The organism is Chryseobacterium culicis (assembly GCF_002979755.1).
Taxonomy (GTDB): Bacteria; Bacteroidota; Bacteroidia; order Flavobacteriales; family Weeksellaceae; genus Chryseobacterium; species Chryseobacterium culicis_A.
In genome coordinates, this window is record NZ_PCPP01000001.1 from 1,237,768 (window position 1) to 1,255,516 (window position 17,749).

Here is a 17,749-nt window from a genome sequence, read left to right on the forward strand (position 1 = left end):
TACACCATGAATATTATTAACATTATAAAAAAAATCATGAAAAAAATTATGTTTTTATCACTCTTCCTAGCCGGATTATGTGATGTGTACAGTCAGAATTTTCAGCTTCAGCCCTACAAATCAGGTTTTGAACAGCCTGTAGGAGTTGTCTTTGACAGTAGCGGAAATGCTTATGTCTGGGAAAAAGGCGGTAAGGTAAAACAAATCGCTCCAAATGGAGGTAACGTTTCTACTGTTATTGATATTTCAGGAGAAGTCATGAGTCCGGATGGTGATGACCATGGATTATTAGGCTTTGCCCTGGATCCTCAGTTTTCTGTTAATGGCTATATCTATTTATGGTATACCGTAGAACCTCGCTCCTTATTCTCAGGAATAAATGCCGATGATCAGTTTTCGGCAACCATTGGAAGATGTACCCGATATACTTATAAAAATGGAGCTATTGATTATAATTCCCGAAAAGTATTGGTAGGAAATAATACCCAATATGGTCTTACAGATGGACCAGCTATTTTTGGAACAACACATGGAGTGGGAACTGCCTTTTTCGGAGCAGATGGTAGCTTAATGCTCTCTGTTGGTGATGGTTCTCTAGGGGATCAGGTAGGAGCACAAGGGGTTACACGAGGTATTCTTCCTCAGGCTGAGCAATCATTAATGCAGATGAGGGCTCAATCAAAGACTTCTCTTTCCGGTAAGATTTTAAGAATCAATAAAGAAACCGGAGATGGAATGCCAGGTAATCCCTATTATAACTCAAGCAGTCCGAGAAGCGCACAATCCAGAATGGCAGTAATGGGTCTTAGAAATCCATACAGAGTCACTGCTCTTACACAGAATGTCCTTGGAGGAGGACCTGGACAATTTTTAGTAAGTGATACCGGAGAAAATGCCTGGGAAGAAGTGGCTTTATACTCTATGGGAGATAACGGAGGATGGCCACATTATGAAGGATTTGATAATGCGAGGATTAATGAGCAGTTTACCAACTTCACCAAAGATCCTAGTTATACCTTTAAAAATCCTTTATACGCCTGGGCTCATCCTAATAATGCTAACAAAGGTTGGGGAACGGATAGTAAGATTAACCAAAACGGTAACACTGTGCTTTGGTATAATCTTTCTTCCGATTCATATAATCATCAAGGTACCTCTTCTACCGGTAACACCTTTTATCCCAAAGATATTATTGCTGACAGATATAATGGTGCCCTGACAAACACGGTTCTGGCTGCAGATTATGTTGGAAATGAAGTAATGGGTATTAAGTTTAATGAAAATGGTAATAATGCCAATTTTTCAAGTCCGACAAGAGTATACAAGGCTCTCGAAGCAGGGGGTATTGTCCATTTATATACCAATCCATATGACGGATATGTTTATACTGTAAACTACAACGGGAGCAACGGAAATGCTATTTCAAGATTAGAGATAACCGGTAATTATACTCCGACAGCAATTATTAAATCTGATAAAAATTCCATTAATCAAAATGGAAATACAGTACAGTTTTATGGAGACCTTTCTTATGATAAAGAAACTCAAAACTTACAGTATTTGTGGAATTTTGGAGACGGAAACACTTCCACTGAAGTGAACCCTGTCCGTACTTTTACGATTCCAAACTCTGCTCCTGATAAAAGAGTGGTAACGCTTACTGTTACTGATGCAGGAGGAGCTACAAATATTGCCACCAAAGAAATTTATCTTAATAATAATGCTCCTGTCATCCAGGATGTAGTGGTGAGAAGAGCATCTGATAATTCTGTTATTCAGACCTTACCTAATACTCATCCCAGTTCTACCAACGTTAATATCAACGTAGCGGCCACTGATGACTTGACAAGTGCAACTAACTTAATTTATACCATGCAAGTGAACAGACATCATGATGATCATATTCACTATGGTTCAGTAATCAACGGTTCAACGAGTAATACCACATTTGTACCGGAAGGAGGGTGCGGAGAAGGAGCAACCTATTGGTTTGAGGTCTTGGTAAAAGTAAAGGATGCACAAGGTGCTGAAACAGAATTCAGTAAACAGATTTTCCAAACCTGTAACGGGCTGCAGAGCCAGTCAATTAGTGTTTCAAACCCATTAACAAAAATCAGCAAGAATGCTAATCCGTATATTTTGAATGCTACAGCATCTTCAGGACTGCCAGTATCATTTAGAAGAGTATCTGGTCCTATCAATGTTGATAATAGTGGTAAAATTACCTTTACAGGAGGAGCTGGAGCAGCAAGAGTAATCCTATTACAGGCCGGAAATACCACCTATGGAAATGCCAATCCTGTATATGTCGATTTTGAAGTCAATAATGATGCTACACCGGTTGCTAATTTTACAGATCCATTTGAAGTATGTACAGATAAGAGTGTAAAAGTGATCAACAACAGTACGGGTGGATCATCAACTGCTTATACATGGAAATTATATGATGGTAATAATCAAGTCATTTTAACTAGCCCAAACAAAGATTTTGATTTCACTATCCCTAACAGTACTTCTACCTGGTTTAGAGTAGAACTGACAGCTGCTAATTCATTGGGAACGAATATAAAATCCAGTGCATGGGTTCAGAAAAAAGCATGTAACGCCCTTGTAGCTCCAGTTGCTAAATTTACTGAGCCAACAACATTGTGTACGAATAGAGCTAATACGATTGTCAATACAAGTGATGGTGGGGCTGCTACTACTTATGTGTGGACTGTTCAGGAAGGAAATCAATACCAGAATATTCTAACCAGTACCAACAAAGATTTTGTATTTACCTTACCTAATTATTCTGCTGGTTTCTATACAGTTTCGTTGAAAGCAACCAACTCATTGGGGACCAATACAAAAACCAGTACATGGATTCCTAAGAGCCAATGTACAACCAGTGCAAGAATGAGTAATAATACCAAGCCAATTTCTGCTCCAGATGCAGGTCTTGCTATGGATAAAGATCTTGTTTATCCCAACCCAACCAGCTCAAGCATTAACTTCAGCTATAGTGCCGTAAAAAATTATACTGATTATAGTATTTACGATATGGCAGGAAAAGAAATGAAGAGAGGTTCAATGCAAGATGCGACAGTAGATATTTCTAAGTACCCGAACGGAACTTACACTATTGTATTCATTAATGCTCCTACTCAAGAAAGAGCGACTAAGAAAATTATTAAAAAGTAGAATTTAATCTCTATGGTGCGCCGTTCAGGCGCACCTCTTTATCTCATGAAAAAACTCCTGTATTTATTCTCTATGTTACTTCTGAGTTCCCATGTATATTCAGCTACAAGGGATAGCCTGAAAATTAAGTTTAATCCCCTCCTTAATGGTGAAAAAATCACAGATAATGCCAAGCATCATTCTAAAGATAAAACACTCATGGTCAAAACATTCAAATTTTATGTTTCCAATTTCATCATCAATTATGAAGACAGTTCCTCCGAAATTATCGACAAGGTTTTTCTTTATGATATAACAAAAAAAGAATCAGGGATGGTACAGCTGCCCAAAAGCAGTATTAAAAAAGTAAAATCTGTACTATTTACCATCGGACTGGACAGCCTTACTACTAAAAACAGCAATATGGAGAATGAGCTTGATCCCATTCACGGGATGTTTTGGTCCTGGCGCACCGGATATATCAATTATAAAATTGAAGGTTCTTACGGAAGCAGCAAAAATAAGCAGCCATTCGTTTATCATATCGGAGGAAATGCTCCAGAATACGATACCACATTTAGGGTAAAAAAAATAGATCAGGGTACAGCTCTCCTTACCGTAGATATTGAACTGAAATCTATTCTTGAATTCCTGAATCAGAGTAGAAAAAAGACTATTATGTCCATCAACAATGATTCCCTTTATTTTTCCCAATTTTTCAAAAAATGTTTCCAGTAAAATTTTTAAGTCTTCTTGCCCTGCCTTTTCTGATGGTGGAAGATTTCAATACTACTCCACTGTATTTCAATGTTCCGATAGGTTTTCCGGAAACAAAATATAATTTTAAAGAAAACCCCTTGTCTGCAGAGGTTTACAATCTTGGAAAAAAACTTTTCCATGATCCTATCCTTTCCAGAAACAATACCATTTCCTGTACAAGCTGCCATACCCAGGAAATGTCGTTCGCCCATGTGGATCACAATCTGAGCCATGGTATTGAAGACAAATTTGGTAAGAGAAATGCTCCGGCACTTATCAATCTGGCCTGGATGGATCAGTTTATGTGGGACGGCAGAATCAATGATATCCATGTACTTTCAGTCTCACCTATCAATGATTCTGTGGAAATGGATGAAAGTCTGGATAATATCAAAAAGAAATTAAAAGCCAGTGACTATTATCTGTCCTTGTTCAGAGAAGCGTATGGCGATGAGCAAATTACCAATGCCAGAATCCTCCGTTCTTTATCACAATACCTGCTCATGCTGGTGTCAGCCAATTCAAAATATGACAGAGTACAGCGGGGAACAGAGCAGTTTACCGAAGATGAACAAAAAGGATATGAGATTTTTAAAGCAAATTGTTCTTCCTGTCACACAGAACCTTTGTTCACCACCAACCGATTTGAAAATAACGGACTGCCTGTTGATAAAAATTTAAAGGATTATGGGGTTTATCAGGTTACTCAAAAAAAAGAGGACCGGTTTAAATTTAAAATTCCCACCCTTAGAAATATCTCTTATACCTATCCCTATATGCATGACGGAAGGTTTGAATCTCTGCAGGAAGTCATTGAATTTTACAATACTCAAAAGAATAAAAATGCTTCATTCCAAAACAAGGCGCTGAAGTCTCTCAATTTACAAAAAGAAGACATTTCAAGGCTGATTCAGTTTTTAAATACCCTTAATGACAAAGAGTTTACAAGAAATGAATTTTTTGGCAGCCGATAAATACCTATAAAATCATATAACAATTCAAAAAAACACTCCTAAAATGACTGAGAATACATTAAACCATAATTCTTGCGAAATTTTATCTTCATTGATTCAATCCAGACTTTCAGAAGCTCAGATGGATTGGATGAATGTTTCCATGCTGTTTGACAATGAAACCCTTTTCTTTCAAAACTTTGGATTGATTTCCCGAATGATTCCCTCCCTTTCACCGGATTGGAATCCATCTGAAAAAATCATCCTTGAACAGCTGTATCCAGGCTTTATCTCTGGCCAGTGGAATCTTCAGCAGTTATGCCGATGTTTACTCATGCTTCATATTCCTGAAGATCAGAACACGACAATAGTAAAAAAGCTCACACAGTCAGCAGATATCAATGAACTGGTCTGTATTTATAAAGGAATATTTTTCCTTGAAAATGCTCATGAATTTATTTCTCTCGTTGAAGAAGGAATCAGAACCAATATCACTTCTATCTTCGATTCCATAGCTCTTTTAAATCCTTTTGCGGCTAAATATCTGCCTCTGGATTCCTGGAATCAGCTGATTCTAAAAGCACTCTTTATGGGTCGTCCGCTTTATCAGATTATTAATTTAGATCTACGCAAAAATGAAAAGCTGGCTTTCATCGCCACCGATTATATTCACGAGAGATGGTCTGCAGGAAGAACAGTGTCCCCGGAGATCTGGCGATTGATGGACGGGTTTGTCAATAAAGAGGTTACTTCAGATTTATTGAAAGTTATCGAATCGGGTGACCAACTGTCAAAGCAGGCGGCTATCATCGTACTTAGAGAAAATGCTTCCAATACATGCAATAATATACTACGTCCCATAAATACCACTTTATGGAATTATATCGGAGAACAATATTACATCCAAATAAATAAATAAATAAATAAATAAATAAATAAACACTATGTACTTTATCGATCCACACATTCATATGGTTTCAAGAACCACTAATGACTATCAGGCAATGCGTGCTGCAGGAATCGTTGCCGTTATAGAACCGGCATTCTGGCTGGGACAGGCAAGAACAGAAGCCTCCTCATTTAAAGATTATTTCAGTACGCTCGTAGGATGGGAAAGATTCCGGGCATCCCAGTTCGGGATAAAACATTACTGCACCATTGGACTCAATTCCAAAGAAGCCAATAACGAAGCATTAGCAGAAAAAGTAATGGAGCTTCTGCCGTTATTCGCAGCCAAAGAAGGCGTTGTTGCCATTGGAGAAATAGGCTATGATGATCAGACTCCTGCGGAAGACAAGTATTTCAGACTGCAGATTGAGCTGGCCTTGAAGTTTCATTTACCCATCATGGTTCATACCCCGCATAGAGACAAAAAAAACGGAACCATCAGAAGTATGAACGTTTTGAAAGAACATGGAGTAAGCCCCAATATGGTAGTCATAGATCATAACAATGAGGAAACAGCAAAGTGTGTTTTGGATAATGGATACTGGGCTGCTTTCACCATTTATCCCAATACTAAAATGGGTAATGAGCGTATGGCAGACGTTGTAAAACAGTATGGTTCTGAAAGAATTATCGTAGACAGCTCTGCAGACTGGGGAGTAAGCGATCCGCTATCTGTTCCTAAAACTGCAGCTTTAATGCTTGAAAAAGGGATTTCCAGGGAAGATGTACATTTAACGTGTTACCAAAATGCTCTTACCGCCTATTCACAAAGCGGACAGATGAATGAAAGCGACTGGTCAAACGAAATGACAATCCAGCAGGATTCTCTGTTTGAAGGCAACAGTATATTAAGAGGTCAGGAATCACAGGATATCACCTTTAACAATATCATCAAAAACTAACCGATGGCTGGTAAAATATATTATTTATTTGCTTTACTGCGCCCGGCCAATATTATTACTGCCATATCTGATATCCTGGCAGGGGTTGCCATTTCTGGAATATTGATCCATTCGGGGCCGGATGATCCTCTTTTACTCCATGTTCTTTTGCTGATAATTTCAACCAGCGGTCTCTATGGCGGAGGAATTGTTTTCAATGATATTTTTGATCTGGAATCAGACACCGTATCCCGACCGGAAAGAATACTTCCCCGTCAATTGGTTTCCAAAAAGGAAGCTGTCATACTGGGAATTTTCATGTTTGCTATAGGTATTATATCAGCCTTTGTAGTCTCGATGCTAAGTGGTTTTCTGGCATTAAGCATTTGTATTCTTGCTCTTTTTTATAATAAAGTAAGTAAATATTATTTTTTTGCCGGCTCTCTGAATATGGGGTTATGCAGAGGATTAAATCTGCTGCTGGGTATCAGTATCATCAATAGTGCAGTATGGTCTAGTGGTTTAATAGCGGTTATATCAACTCTCTTTATTACAGGAGTAACATTTATCTCAAAGAAAGAAAACCGTGGAAACAACAAGTCTGTTATACTTTCCACTTTTTTACTGGATTTCCTGCTCATCTTCCTGTATACCTTTATCGGAAATGTGATTGGTTTTAAGATTCTCAACCTGCTGCCTCTTCTATTTTGCTGGCTGGGAGTTAATTTTATAGCAAAGCTCTCAGCTCTTCATTTTAACCAGCCTGATTATATTAAAATAGCGGTAAAAACAGGGGTTTTATCCCTTATTCTTCTTAATGCCAGCTATATTGCAGGCTCCACGGATTTGCTGCATGCCCTTCCTGTGCTGATCCTGCTCCCATTATCCGTTACGCTATCAAAAAAATTTGCAGTCACTTAAGTTATTTTTTACAATATGAACAATCAACAAACAATACAACAAAACTTTCTGGTTCCCTTCCATTATAACATTATATTCAGCCGTTCTATTTTTGATTTGGGCAACCCGTCATTTATCAATATTATCAAACAGGAACAGCAATATCAAAGACGCAAAATTGTTTTTATCATAGATAAAGGAGTTACCAATTCCAGAAGTGAGCTCACGGCCGCCATTACTGATTATTTAAACCATTATCATATCAATATTGTACCTGAACATTTTTTAATTGTGGAAGGTGGAGAAGGTATAAAAAACAATCAGGATGATCACGAAAAAATCCTTCAATTTATTCATGATAATAAGATCGACCGTCATTCTTTTGTAGCTGCCATAGGTGGAGGTGCTGTGCTTGATGCAGTGGGTTATATGGCTGCCATCGCCCACCGTGGAATTAGGCTGATTCGTATTCCTACTACTGTTTTATCACAAAATGACTCCGGAATTGGCGTAAAGAATGGCATCAACTACTTTGGGAAAAAGAATTTTCTGGGCACATTTGTTCCTCCTTACGCAGTAATCAATGATTCTGATTTTTTAAAAACGCTTGATGTCCGGAACTGGAGATCCGGAATTTCTGAGGCTATAAAAGTTGCACTGATCAAAGATGAAAACTTTTTCTGTTGGATAGAAGATCATGCGCTGGCTCTGAACAATGGAAAAATTACCGTTATGGAAGAACTGATCTTCCGCTGTGCTGAACTTCATGCCCATCATATCTCCAAAAATGGAGATCCATTTGAAAACGGTTCTTCAAGACCTTTAGATTTCGGACATTGGCTAGCGCATAAACTGGAACACCTCACCCACTATGAACTTTTACATGGCGAAGCTGTTGCTATTGGAATTGCCCTTGATGCTTCCTATTCTTACTTATCCAATAAAATTGATCTGGACAGCTTAAATAGAATTCTGGACAGTCTTCTTGTATTAGGTTTTTCTATAATGCATCCATTTTTAATTACTCATTTTGATGAAATTCTGGCGGGTATTGATGAGTTCAGAGAACATCTGGGAGGAGAGCTTACCATTACTCTACTTTCTAAAATTGGTAAAGGTGAAGAAGTACATACTCTCCTAAGTACTACAATAGCCAATTCAATTCAATATTTATCCTTCTATTCACAATCTGTTCATGTATTATGCTAGTCACACCCAACAGTCATTTAAGCTATTGTACCAACATCCACAGCGGAGAATCATGGGAAGAAATATTTAGGAATATAAAATCCTACTGTCTTCCTGTGAAAGAGAATATTTCACCAGATAAACCTTTTGGCATTGGTCTGCGGCTTTCTAATCAGGCAGCAACAGAATTGCTAAGCGGGAACAGACTTTCAGATTTTAAGTCATGGCTGCATAAGAATGATATGTATGTCTTTACCATCAATGGATTTCCTTATGGCAGTTTTCATGGTGAGGTGGTGAAAGACCGTGTTCATCTTCCGGACTGGACCAGTACAGAGAGATTCGATTATACGGTATTGTTGATAAGCATCCTTAAAGAACTGCTTCCCATCGGCATCGAAGGCAGTATTTCAACCTCACCGTTATCTTACAGACATTGGTTCAAGACTGAAGATGATTTAACCACAGCAAAACAAAAATCTACCCAGCAGCTGATTGAGATAACAGCCCTGATGGTAAAAATAAACCGCTTTGGCAAAAAGAAACTGCACCTCAACATAGAACCGGAGCCCGACGGAATTATTGAAACCAGTGATGAGTATATTCAATTTTTTACGGACTATCTTCTCAAAGATGGAGCTTTACAGCTTGCCACTCATCTCAAATGTACACATAGAGAGGCGCAGCAGTACATCCGGGAACATATACGGCTCTGTTTTGATGTCTGCCATTTCGCTGTGGGCTTTGAAAAAAGTGAAAATGTTTTAAAGAAAATAGAAAATCACAGTTTGAAAATCGGAAAAATACAGATCAGCGCAGCCCTCCGGTTCAATACTTCTTCAAAGACTTCGGTAAAAGAAGCTCAGAACTGTCTGCTGACTTTTGATGAAAGTACTTATTTACATCAGGCTGTTATCAAAAATTCTGACGGAAATTTGCGACGATTTGAAGATCTCGGTCCCGCAATAGTTTCAATGGGACTTCCCGGCTTCGAAGAACTGCGTACCCATTTTCATGTTCCTATATTTCTGGATCAGTTTGAAGTGTTGAGTACTACCCAAAATGAAATTATCAATACTCTTCAATACTGGTATGAAACAGAATGCTCTCTGCATCTGGAGGTGGAAACCTATACCTGGGACGTTCTTCCCGATCATTTTCAAACTGACATTACAGAGTCTATAGAAAGGGAACTGAAATGGGTGGTCAATACGATCCGTAAAATCAAGAATAAAGAGCTTTAAGAATATAATGGATACTATGCAGCAGACTGTTGTTATTAATGTGGTAGGGCTTACTTCTGCCCTACTTCAAAATTCTGATTTATTTATCAGCCAGTGGATGAAAAAAAATAAACATTTAAGGGTCATAGAACCGGTAATCCCGGCACTGACCTGTTCAGCTCAGACTACTTATCTAACGGGTAAATGGCCATCTGAACATGGGATTGTAGGCAATGGGTGGTATGACAGAACTGATTGTGAGATAAAAATGTGGAAACAATCCAATAAGCTGATCCAGTCCCCAAAAATTTGGGATCTGGCTAAGGAAATTAATCCTGATTTTACGTGTGCCAATCTGTTTTGGTGGTACAATATGTATTCGGATGCCGATTTCACTGTTACCCCACGTCCGCAATACAGAGCTGATGGTCAAAAAAAACCGGACTGCTATTCTAAACCTGGCAACCTTAGAAAGCGTCTTCAGCAACAGCTTGGAGTCTTTCCTCTTTTTGATTTTTGGGGTCCTAAAACCACTATCCGTTCAAGCCGATGGATTGCCAATGCTTCAAAATTAGTTTATACCTGGTACAAGCCTACTTTAAATCTGGTGTATTTACCTCATCTGGATTATTGCTGTCAGAAATTCCCTTCCTCTTCCGAAGAAATACATGAAGAAGTAAAAGCTATTGATAACGTAGTTAAAGACCTGATTGAATTCTATGAGAGCCATGGAGTAAAACCCGTCATCTTATCAGAATATGGGATTACCAACGTCAGCAATCCTATAGATATCAATAGAATGTTACGTTACAAAGGGCTGTTACAAATCAGGGAAGAAAACGGCCGGGAGCTTTTAGACCCGGGAGAATCTAAAGCATTTGCTCTGGCTGATCATCAGATAGCCCATATTTATGTAAAAGATAAAAGCATCATTCCAGCATTGAAAAACTCTCTGGAGAAAAAAACTGGCATTGCAAAAGTACTCGCTGGTGATGAAAAAAAAGAATACCATCTGGATCATGCACGTTCAGGCGACCTTATTCTTTTGGCAGAGGAAAACAGCTGGTTCACCTATTATTATTGGCTGGAAGACAAAAAAGCTCCAGACTTCGCCCGAACTGTTGAAATCCATAAAAAACCAGGTTATGATCCTGCTGAGCTTTTTCTGGATCCTAAAAAAACAATGATTAAACCGACCATCTTTTTAAAGCTCCTACAAAAAAAACTGGGCTTCAGAACTCTTATGGATGTAATTCCCCTGGATGCATCACTGGTAAACGGTTCACATGGAATTATCCCCAAGGAAGACCATCATAAACCCATTCTTATCAGCGAGCTACAATCAAATTCAAACATTGAAAGCATAGAGGTCTGTCAGCATTTGCTCAATATTATTTTTAAGAATAATTAAAATAGAAGGGAGTGATAATTTTCTGTCATACCAGTCAAAAAATCTTGAAATACAACCTGTCATCATCTGTTCAGATATGGTGAATATCATGAATCTAAACTACCAAAGACCGCATTTCAAACTACAGCAGTGTAGGTTTAATTGCACGGAAAATATATGGATCGGATAAGTCAAAAAATTAAATTTGTTAGCAGATAGTTGATGGAATAAAAATATTTATATAGTAATTTTTAATTTTTTAATTATGATCGATAGAATAGTAATTTTAGGAGACAGTATGTCGGACTTCGGCATAAAAAAGAATACCATAACAGGTATGCTGGCAAGGGCTACAGGTGCCATGCGTGTTAATTCTGTGGGACGTTTTAGTGACACAAAAAACTGGGCTGATTTCATGTGGGAATGGTCTGGTGGTGAGAGTTTAATAGATGGTAAAGATAAGAAACAGGCTAATGCTTTAACGGAGAAGCATATGTCTCTGAAAGAATCAACTCACGGAAGTCCTGATAACAGGTTGTCTTTCGTAAACTATGCGGTAGGCGGTGCAGTAGTCAATGAAAGGGAAAAGCTGGCACACAAAATAGCGCTGACAACCATTGTGGAACAGAAAGACAAATATTTCAAAGAATTAGATAGTGATACTTCCAAGCCTAAAAACACGTTACATATTGTTTGGATTGGTTTAAACGATACTGTTACTGACGGTAAAGATCCTGCATTAATGAAGTCAGTCGTTGCCCAGGTCAAAGATTTAACTGATCAGATTCGGGATCGTGTTGCTAAGGATGGAGGAAAATCATATTTTATGGTGATCAATAATCCTGCTCCAGTGGAAGCAGTACGTTACGCTAAATCACAGAACGATCCGACCGTATTAAAAGCCCAGGAAGCTACGTTGGAATTTAACAAACACCTCAAAGAAGCATTTCCGGATAAGTATAATGATACGATGGTTGTTGATATGTATGAGGCACTTAAAACCAATTTATATCATTTACGTCTCATAAAAGCGGCACAGCGTCACGGCAGAAAAGTAGAATTTGAAAAACCAGAAAACAGCACAGATACTTCGCTTGCCAATACCCTAAAGGAATTTGAAGCAATATATAAAGAGACTAAAGGGGGTAAGGAAATATTCGCTGAAATTCAGCCTCTACTGGATAAAGCACTTAAGACTGATAATGAGATTGTTCTTCATAAGGAAGTGAGTGATTTAATCATTAAGAAAATGGCAGATCCTAAAATAGCAGCTGAAAAACTTCCGAGCATAAAGGCTATCAAAAATGCATTAATGGTTACCGGAACCTATCCGAGCCAGATCGATTTTGTTGCAAAGTATTATCAACAAATAAAACCTGAAAAACATCAGGAAGATATTGCCAAACTTCGAGTAGAACTTGATAAAGTATTTGCAAACAATCTTCCTAAACAGCTGGAGGATAATTTAAATGTTGCCAATACAGCGTTATACGACGAAGTTGCTACTTTGTTAAGAGAAAATAAAGACGGTACCTTCAGGAACGACAATAGTACATTTAGAAAATTATTGGATAATGTAACTGCCAATAACCTGGGATTTGTCGCTACATCAGATGGAGCCCACCCAACCCAGGCAGCTTATAAAGTTATTGCTTTAACTATTGCGTCCCATCTCGTTCAAGGCTTTTCTGTTTCTCCAAGCCCTGACTTTGTACAGAAAGCGCAGGATGCACTCGTTGAGGCTGAAGTTTTTGAAAAAGGAGTAAAGATTCCACTTACCCGTTCAAATGATCAGTCAGCTCCGGTAGATCTTAATAAATTTACTACACCTACTGTGAAGGCAAATCCAAAGGCAGCTCTTACTGCTGAAGCCCTAAGACAGCAGCAGCTAAAAGGTATAAAACAAGAAAAACCTAACCCTAAGACCCATCATACCAGCCTTTAAAAATAAACAGAAGTGATTTGAGAGGTTAATTTAAGTAGATCAATTAAAGTTTACAACGCTATTATGCTAAACATTAAGTACGCTTAGAATATAAGTGTTCCCTAGTATTAATAACGTTGTAAACTTTTACAATGTATTCACTAAATAAACGGTCAGTTCTTTACCATTTTAATATATATAATATGCCTCAAACAACTAGCTCTAATGCAAAACAAGAGAATACTGATTTTATAGATGAAAACACAAAGACGGGCAGTTCTGAAATAGAAAAACCTCAGAAGGGAAAGGGAATTCGTTTCCTCGATTCTATTGTGGAAAGTGGTTCTTTTATTAAGCAGGCTTTGAAATCTACTGCAATTGGAGTCGCTGCAGGATTTGCTTTTTCATTACTTTTTCCTCCATTGGGAATAGCCATCATGGCAATTTCTGCAATAGCCGGTGTGGCTGCAATAGGAACGAAAGTAGCGTACAGTTATGCTAAAACAAAAGCGGAAAACAGTTCTCCTAAAGAAAGCACTGAAACAAAGGCTGAAATACTTCGTGAGATTACCAGAACGTTAATGGAAGAGAAATTATCAAAAAATAAAGAGGAAATTAAGCAACAGGAAAAAAAGAATGGTATAAAGAATGGTGAGGCTGATAATAGCCGTGAACTGAGAAAATCTGTGATCAATACTAATGAATCCGGCTTAGCAGTGTTTACCAAACCATTAAACAGCCTTAATCCTGATATAAAACAGAATGCTACAGCTTCAAAAAGCAAAACACAGCAGAAAGAAACGCAAAGTGCCCAAAAAAATACGGGAATGAGACGTAATACATTATAATGTCTGTAATAATTCCTTGAGATGTAATAGGCTTTTTATTTGACATAACCTACCCGTTATTTCTTAGACGAAAACAAGGCTTGCTACACTTGTTCAAGGATGTTTTTCAGATGGGTTTTAAGCTGGTGAAGTCAATTAATAACAGATAAAATTTGATTTCAAGATTGATATTCACTGCAATAATTGAAATAAAAAGTAATGGTTCTTTAGTTAAGAGCCATTACTTTTTTTTGTGATTTATTTTAAAGCTAAAAAAGAATTCCTCACTTAAAACTGACTTCATATCAGTCAGACCTGTTTTTATTTAGATTTTAACGCATTAAAAGCTTTTCCGGGTAAACCTCTTAAAACAGAACCAGCCTTATTACTAAATTTATTACCCGATTCAGGATCTACTAAAAGATTAGCGAATTGTGGAACTTTTAATATCATCAATATCATGATAACCTGAAAAGCAATGGAAAGAAGAACATTCGTAAATTCGGTATTTCCAACAGGCAAAAGAACGATAATCACTTTCAAAATCGTTAATATGGGTTCCCATAACAGTATAGACAGAAAGCCAAAGAACCATGACTTCAGAATTCTTTCATTAGATACAATAAGGGAAAACGGTAACACAAATATTCCCAAAACATAATAGACAAATATCATCAGCAATTGTCTCATTAATATATATCCTCCCACAACAGAAGCAATAAAATAAATAATGATATGGAAAAGTTCTAAGAAAGGGTTGACCTGCAGCACATCATACACTCCATTTCCATCTGCTCCTGTTCCCTGCACATGGGTTATAGCCGTTTGAAAGGCTTTCTCAAAATCACCAGGGCTCCGTCCTGTCACTTTATAGGCACCATGTTTTACAATATCTGATAGAATATCTACCGTATCAAATAATAATAATTTGACCAAAGGAATGTATAATGTGATGGCCATAAGCGTGAGAATAGGCCTTAAAAGAGCATCTCGCCCAATCTTTTCATCCGGATCAGCCATTGCTTTCATTACTTTATACCCTACAAAAACAAAAGTAAATGTAACGGCTATGAGGAGAACATAGGGTCTCGACTCTGTAATAAAGAGTTCAAATCTGGTTTGAAGAATGGATCTATATTGATTTAAAATTTCATCTATTGTCATTTAGCTTGTAGTTTTTTATCCATCAATAACTTTATATTTACAGATGTTATTATTAATTATTTAATAGTACTTTATTGATGACCGATAGGGATTCAATATCTTTCTTGATAGACAAAACAATGGCTCTTATTTTCAAAATCCTTGTTAAAAGCTTTCCAAAAACAGTATAAAACTGCCCTAAACCTCCCGAAAGAAGTCCTGATGCCAGATATCGTTTGTAGTCAGAATCAGCTTCCTCTAAATATCTGTTTTCAATGTCCAGTTCTTCAGATTTCTTTCCCAGGGAATGTTTAAGAAATAATGGATTGAACTTTATGATGTTAATGACCTTTTTTATATTTTTTATATCTTTTTTGGTCGTCTCAATCGTAGCGATAGAGGCAGCAGCAAGCGCAAGGCTATTGATGTTGGCTACACTCTTTTTATCATCAATCTCTTTTTCCAGCTTTATCAGTTTTTCAATTAACTTATTTTGTTCATCTTTTAGATAAATTTCTCCTCCTAAACCTGCAATAATTCCGGTTTTGGTTCCTGCAACAGTATAATCATTAATATCAAAAGACCATGTCTGTGTATAAAACAAACTAAAGCTAAAAAGAAGAAGAAATGTAGATAGGGGTTTAATAGTTTTCATCTTCAAGTGTTACTCGTATTACTTTATCTAAGGCCTGTTGAATTAAGCGCAGCCGCTCTCCCTCAGGAATATAGTTGGTCGTATCCAGATAGTTGGTAATGTTTTCTTTCTCAGCATCAAATTTCTTTTTGAATCTTCTTCTTACCAAAGCATTTGAAAGTTTACCACTTGCAAGCGGGGAAACAGCCACGATCGGATATTTATCCTTTATATAATCATAACTTGTTCCGGATAAAAATTTCAGCATATCGTCTTTCTTTGAAGTTAAACCAGATGATATACGGGTAAGTTCTTTATTAGGTTCTATATAAATGTCTTTTGTTCTTGCAACAACCCCTGTTTTGGTTATAGCGTATGCTTCTAGTTTTCTATGGGCTGAGGCCATATCTTTGTAATATGTCTTTGACAGGAGATCATTAGCTGACCAATTCCAAGTGAAATGAAACGTAATAAGCTGAGCTTTGGGAAGTACAGATAACAATAATGATCCTATGAAAAATGCCTTAACACACAATGATTTGAAATTATTATATATTATATTCATGACTCTAAAAATTTATATTAACTATTTGGCAAATTGCTGAACCAATTTCTTCTTTAGATTGCTCTCTTTTATATTACCATCCACCCTATCAAGTTCCCGGTTAATGGCAGACAATGACGCTCTTAATTCTTCATACAGATTAAATTTTTCTCCCAGAATGGTATTAATTTCGCCATTTAAGAAGTGGGAAGACATATTCTCAATCTGACTGTCCGCTGAAAGTAAATACACCCTGTTCTCTTTCTTTTTTGAATAAAACAGGAAAGAAAGCTTTTCATTATCCTGCCTAAGTTGACGAGATCGGTCTCTGACATTATTGATAACATTATTTACCGTAGAGAGCCAGGCAACACCACCATAATACAGAAGCCTTTTTCTATACTCTTTTACAAAATCTTTAGTCCTTTTCTCCGTTGTTTCTTCTCTTCCCTTCAAAAATTCTAATTCTACAATAATTGCAATTGATCCAATATTCGAGGGGACATCCGATATGGGGCCAATAGGATTATTGGCAACCGGCTGAGAATAAGCTTTTACTGAACCCAATAGTAATATTAGAATGAGAAACCTATACATATGGAAATAAATTTATAATAGGGTTACCAACAAGATTGTAGAGAAAACTAAAATACAATTTCAAGGTTCTTGATCAATTGGATGAGATCCGGATTGCTTTGTATGAGAAGTGCCAAAGCAGGCAAAGTCATCACCCCAAAAACTTCCTTATCATTTTTAGAATATACCCTTACCAACAGATCACGAATTCTATAGATTTCCTGCCTTTCAGACGCTTTAATTTTTGAGGCATCAACATTTTGAAGAGCAAGAAGCACTAATTTATCTAAGGCTAAAGATTGTAAATAATCATTCTTAACATTCGTTATATAAGGAAGTTTTTTAAACCTATTCAATATAACAGGTCCTACACCTAAAGCCCCGGTTTTTATAGAGTTTTTAATAAAACTATTTTGTTTATCAAATTTGCTGGACTTTTTATAATTCCTTTCTAAAAATTCTTCATCATTCTTAATCATTTCTTCTAGGTAATCATTCTGTAGTTTTAGCTGTATAGCTCTTGCAGCGGTATGTCCAGCAATTTCTAAAAGCTTCTGTCTTGTGTCCGAATCTGTATTATTCAAATGGATGGCAACATGTACAAACTGAGCCGAAAATAGCTGAAATGTGAAAAAAAACAAAAATGGTAATGCTCTCATAATACAATTTGTTAGAAATTATGATTGTTGAATAAATA

At 37.1% G+C, this 17,749-nt stretch carries 16 protein-coding genes; 11 read left to right on the top strand and 5 right to left on the bottom strand.

Features of this window, described 5'->3' with window-relative positions; genetic code table 11:
* Positions 1-36: 36 nt before the first annotated feature.
* The 11 genes from CQ022_RS05755 (at position 37) to CQ022_RS05805 (ending at position 14,176) form a co-directional block, all read left to right on the top strand.
* Positions 37-3,183, top strand: coding sequence for a PKD domain-containing protein (locus CQ022_RS05755; protein WP_165791635.1), 3,147 nt, complete (start codon positions 37-39; stop codon positions 3,181-3,183).
* 45 nt (positions 3,184-3,228) lie between these two features.
* Positions 3,229-3,900, top strand: a complete 672-nt coding sequence (locus CQ022_RS05760; protein ID WP_105681934.1) for an MbnP family protein — start codon at positions 3,229-3,231, stop codon at positions 3,898-3,900.
* Positions 3,888-4,895, top strand: coding sequence for a cytochrome-c peroxidase (locus CQ022_RS05765; protein ID WP_105681933.1), 1,008 nt, complete (start codon positions 3,888-3,890; stop codon positions 4,893-4,895). Before CQ022_RS05760 ends, CQ022_RS05765 begins: the two co-directional genes overlap by 13 nt.
* Before the next feature lie 43 nt (positions 4,896-4,938).
* The gene (locus tag CQ022_RS05770) at positions 4,939-5,793 is read left to right on the top strand and encodes an EboA domain-containing protein (RefSeq protein ID WP_105681932.1); all 855 of its coding nucleotides are present in this window, start codon (positions 4,939-4,941) and stop codon (positions 5,791-5,793) included.
* 25 nt (positions 5,794-5,818) lie between these two features.
* Positions 5,819-6,724, top strand: coding sequence for a TatD family hydrolase (locus tag CQ022_RS05775; protein ID WP_105681931.1), 906 nt, complete (start codon positions 5,819-5,821; stop codon positions 6,722-6,724).
* A 3-nt stretch (positions 6,725-6,727) separates the two neighbouring features.
* Positions 6,728-7,624, top strand: coding sequence for a UbiA-like protein EboC (eboC, locus tag CQ022_RS05780; RefSeq protein WP_105681930.1), 897 nt, complete (start codon positions 6,728-6,730; stop codon positions 7,622-7,624).
* Between the two features lie 15 nt (positions 7,625-7,639).
* On the top strand, positions 7,640-8,812 hold the full coding sequence (locus tag CQ022_RS05785; protein WP_105681929.1) for a 3-dehydroquinate synthase: 1,173 nt from the start codon (positions 7,640-7,642) through the stop codon (positions 8,810-8,812).
* The gene (gene eboE, locus CQ022_RS05790) at positions 8,806-10,035 is read left to right on the top strand and encodes a metabolite traffic protein EboE (protein WP_105681928.1); all 1,230 of its coding nucleotides are present in this window, start codon (positions 8,806-8,808) and stop codon (positions 10,033-10,035) included. The genes CQ022_RS05785 and eboE overlap by 7 nt, the downstream gene beginning before the upstream one ends.
* 16 nt (positions 10,036-10,051) lie before the next feature.
* Positions 10,052-11,425 carry an alkaline phosphatase family protein gene (locus CQ022_RS05795; RefSeq protein WP_105681927.1) on the top strand — a complete coding sequence of 458 codons (1,374 nt, stop codon included), beginning with the start codon at positions 10,052-10,054 and terminating at the stop codon, positions 11,423-11,425.
* A 244-nt stretch (positions 11,426-11,669) separates the two neighbouring features.
* A complete protein-coding gene (locus CQ022_RS05800; protein WP_105681926.1) occupies positions 11,670-13,349 on the top strand; it encodes an SGNH/GDSL hydrolase family protein in 1,680 nt (559 codons plus the stop codon).
* A gap of 182 nt (positions 13,350-13,531) precedes the next feature.
* Positions 13,532-14,176 (top strand): hypothetical protein, encoded by a 645-nt coding sequence (locus CQ022_RS05805; protein ID WP_105681925.1) that lies wholly within the window; start codon positions 13,532-13,534, stop codon positions 14,174-14,176.
* 300 nt (positions 14,177-14,476) lie between these two features.
* Here CQ022_RS05805 and CQ022_RS05810 read toward each other — a convergent pair whose 3' ends face one another.
* The 5 genes from CQ022_RS05810 to CQ022_RS05830 are packed head-to-tail and all read right to left on the bottom strand — an operon-like array spanning position 14,477 to position 17,711.
* Positions 14,477-15,319, bottom strand: coding sequence for a hypothetical protein (locus CQ022_RS05810; protein ID WP_123864390.1), 843 nt, complete (start codon positions 15,317-15,319; stop codon positions 14,477-14,479).
* A 52-nt stretch (positions 15,320-15,371) separates the two neighbouring features.
* Positions 15,372-15,953 carry a hypothetical protein gene (locus CQ022_RS05815; protein WP_105681923.1) on the bottom strand — a complete coding sequence of 194 codons (582 nt, stop codon included), beginning with the start codon at positions 15,951-15,953 and terminating at the stop codon, positions 15,372-15,374.
* Positions 15,940-16,497 carry a hypothetical protein gene (locus CQ022_RS05820; protein ID WP_105681922.1) on the bottom strand — a complete coding sequence of 186 codons (558 nt, stop codon included), beginning with the start codon at positions 16,495-16,497 and terminating at the stop codon, positions 15,940-15,942. The genes CQ022_RS05815 and CQ022_RS05820 overlap by 14 nt, the downstream gene beginning before the upstream one ends.
* 21 nt (positions 16,498-16,518) lie before the next feature.
* The gene (locus CQ022_RS05825) at positions 16,519-17,073 is read right to left on the bottom strand and encodes a hypothetical protein (protein ID WP_123864391.1); all 555 of its coding nucleotides are present in this window, start codon (positions 17,071-17,073) and stop codon (positions 16,519-16,521) included.
* Between the two features lie 47 nt (positions 17,074-17,120).
* Positions 17,121-17,711 (bottom strand): hypothetical protein, encoded by a 591-nt coding sequence (locus tag CQ022_RS05830; RefSeq protein ID WP_105681920.1) that lies wholly within the window; start codon positions 17,709-17,711, stop codon positions 17,121-17,123.
* Between the last annotated feature and the right edge of the window lie 38 nt (positions 17,712-17,749).

What these genes read in the sequence shown, in the direction of transcription:
- CQ022_RS05775 (WP_105681931.1), top strand. Translation starts at nt 5,819, where the DNA reads ATGTACTTTATCGATCCACACATTCATATGGTTTCAAGAACCACTAAT.
- CQ022_RS05815 (WP_105681923.1), bottom strand. Translation starts at nt 15,953, where the DNA reads ATGAAAACTATTAAACCCCTATCTACATTTCTTCTTCTTTTTAGCTTT.
- CQ022_RS05795 (WP_105681927.1), top strand. Translation starts at nt 10,052, where the DNA reads ATGCAGCAGACTGTTGTTATTAATGTGGTAGGGCTTACTTCTGCCCTA.
- eboC (WP_105681930.1), top strand. Translation starts at nt 6,728, where the DNA reads ATGGCTGGTAAAATATATTATTTATTTGCTTTACTGCGCCCGGCCAAT.
- CQ022_RS05820 (WP_105681922.1), bottom strand. Translation starts at nt 16,497, where the DNA reads ATGAATATAATATATAATAATTTCAAATCATTGTGTGTTAAGGCATTT.
- CQ022_RS05830 (WP_105681920.1), bottom strand. Translation starts at nt 17,711, where the DNA reads ATGAGAGCATTACCATTTTTGTTTTTTTTCACATTTCAGCTATTTTCG.
- CQ022_RS05770 (WP_105681932.1), top strand. Translation starts at nt 4,939, where the DNA reads ATGACTGAGAATACATTAAACCATAATTCTTGCGAAATTTTATCTTCA.
- CQ022_RS05765 (WP_105681933.1), top strand. Translation starts at nt 3,888, where the DNA reads ATGTTTCCAGTAAAATTTTTAAGTCTTCTTGCCCTGCCTTTTCTGATG.
- CQ022_RS05785 (WP_105681929.1), top strand. Translation starts at nt 7,640, where the DNA reads ATGAACAATCAACAAACAATACAACAAAACTTTCTGGTTCCCTTCCAT.
- CQ022_RS05810 (WP_123864390.1), bottom strand. Translation starts at nt 15,319, where the DNA reads ATGACAATAGATGAAATTTTAAATCAATATAGATCCATTCTTCAAACC.
- CQ022_RS05800 (WP_105681926.1), top strand. Translation starts at nt 11,670, where the DNA reads ATGATCGATAGAATAGTAATTTTAGGAGACAGTATGTCGGACTTCGGC.
- CQ022_RS05825 (WP_123864391.1), bottom strand. Translation starts at nt 17,073, where the DNA reads ATGTATAGGTTTCTCATTCTAATATTACTATTGGGTTCAGTAAAAGCT.
- eboE (WP_105681928.1), top strand. Translation starts at nt 8,806, where the DNA reads ATGCTAGTCACACCCAACAGTCATTTAAGCTATTGTACCAACATCCAC.
- CQ022_RS05760 (WP_105681934.1), top strand. Translation starts at nt 3,229, where the DNA reads ATGAAAAAACTCCTGTATTTATTCTCTATGTTACTTCTGAGTTCCCAT.
- CQ022_RS05755 (WP_165791635.1), top strand. Translation starts at nt 37, where the DNA reads ATGAAAAAAATTATGTTTTTATCACTCTTCCTAGCCGGATTATGTGAT.
- CQ022_RS05805 (WP_105681925.1), top strand. Translation starts at nt 13,532, where the DNA reads ATGCCTCAAACAACTAGCTCTAATGCAAAACAAGAGAATACTGATTTT.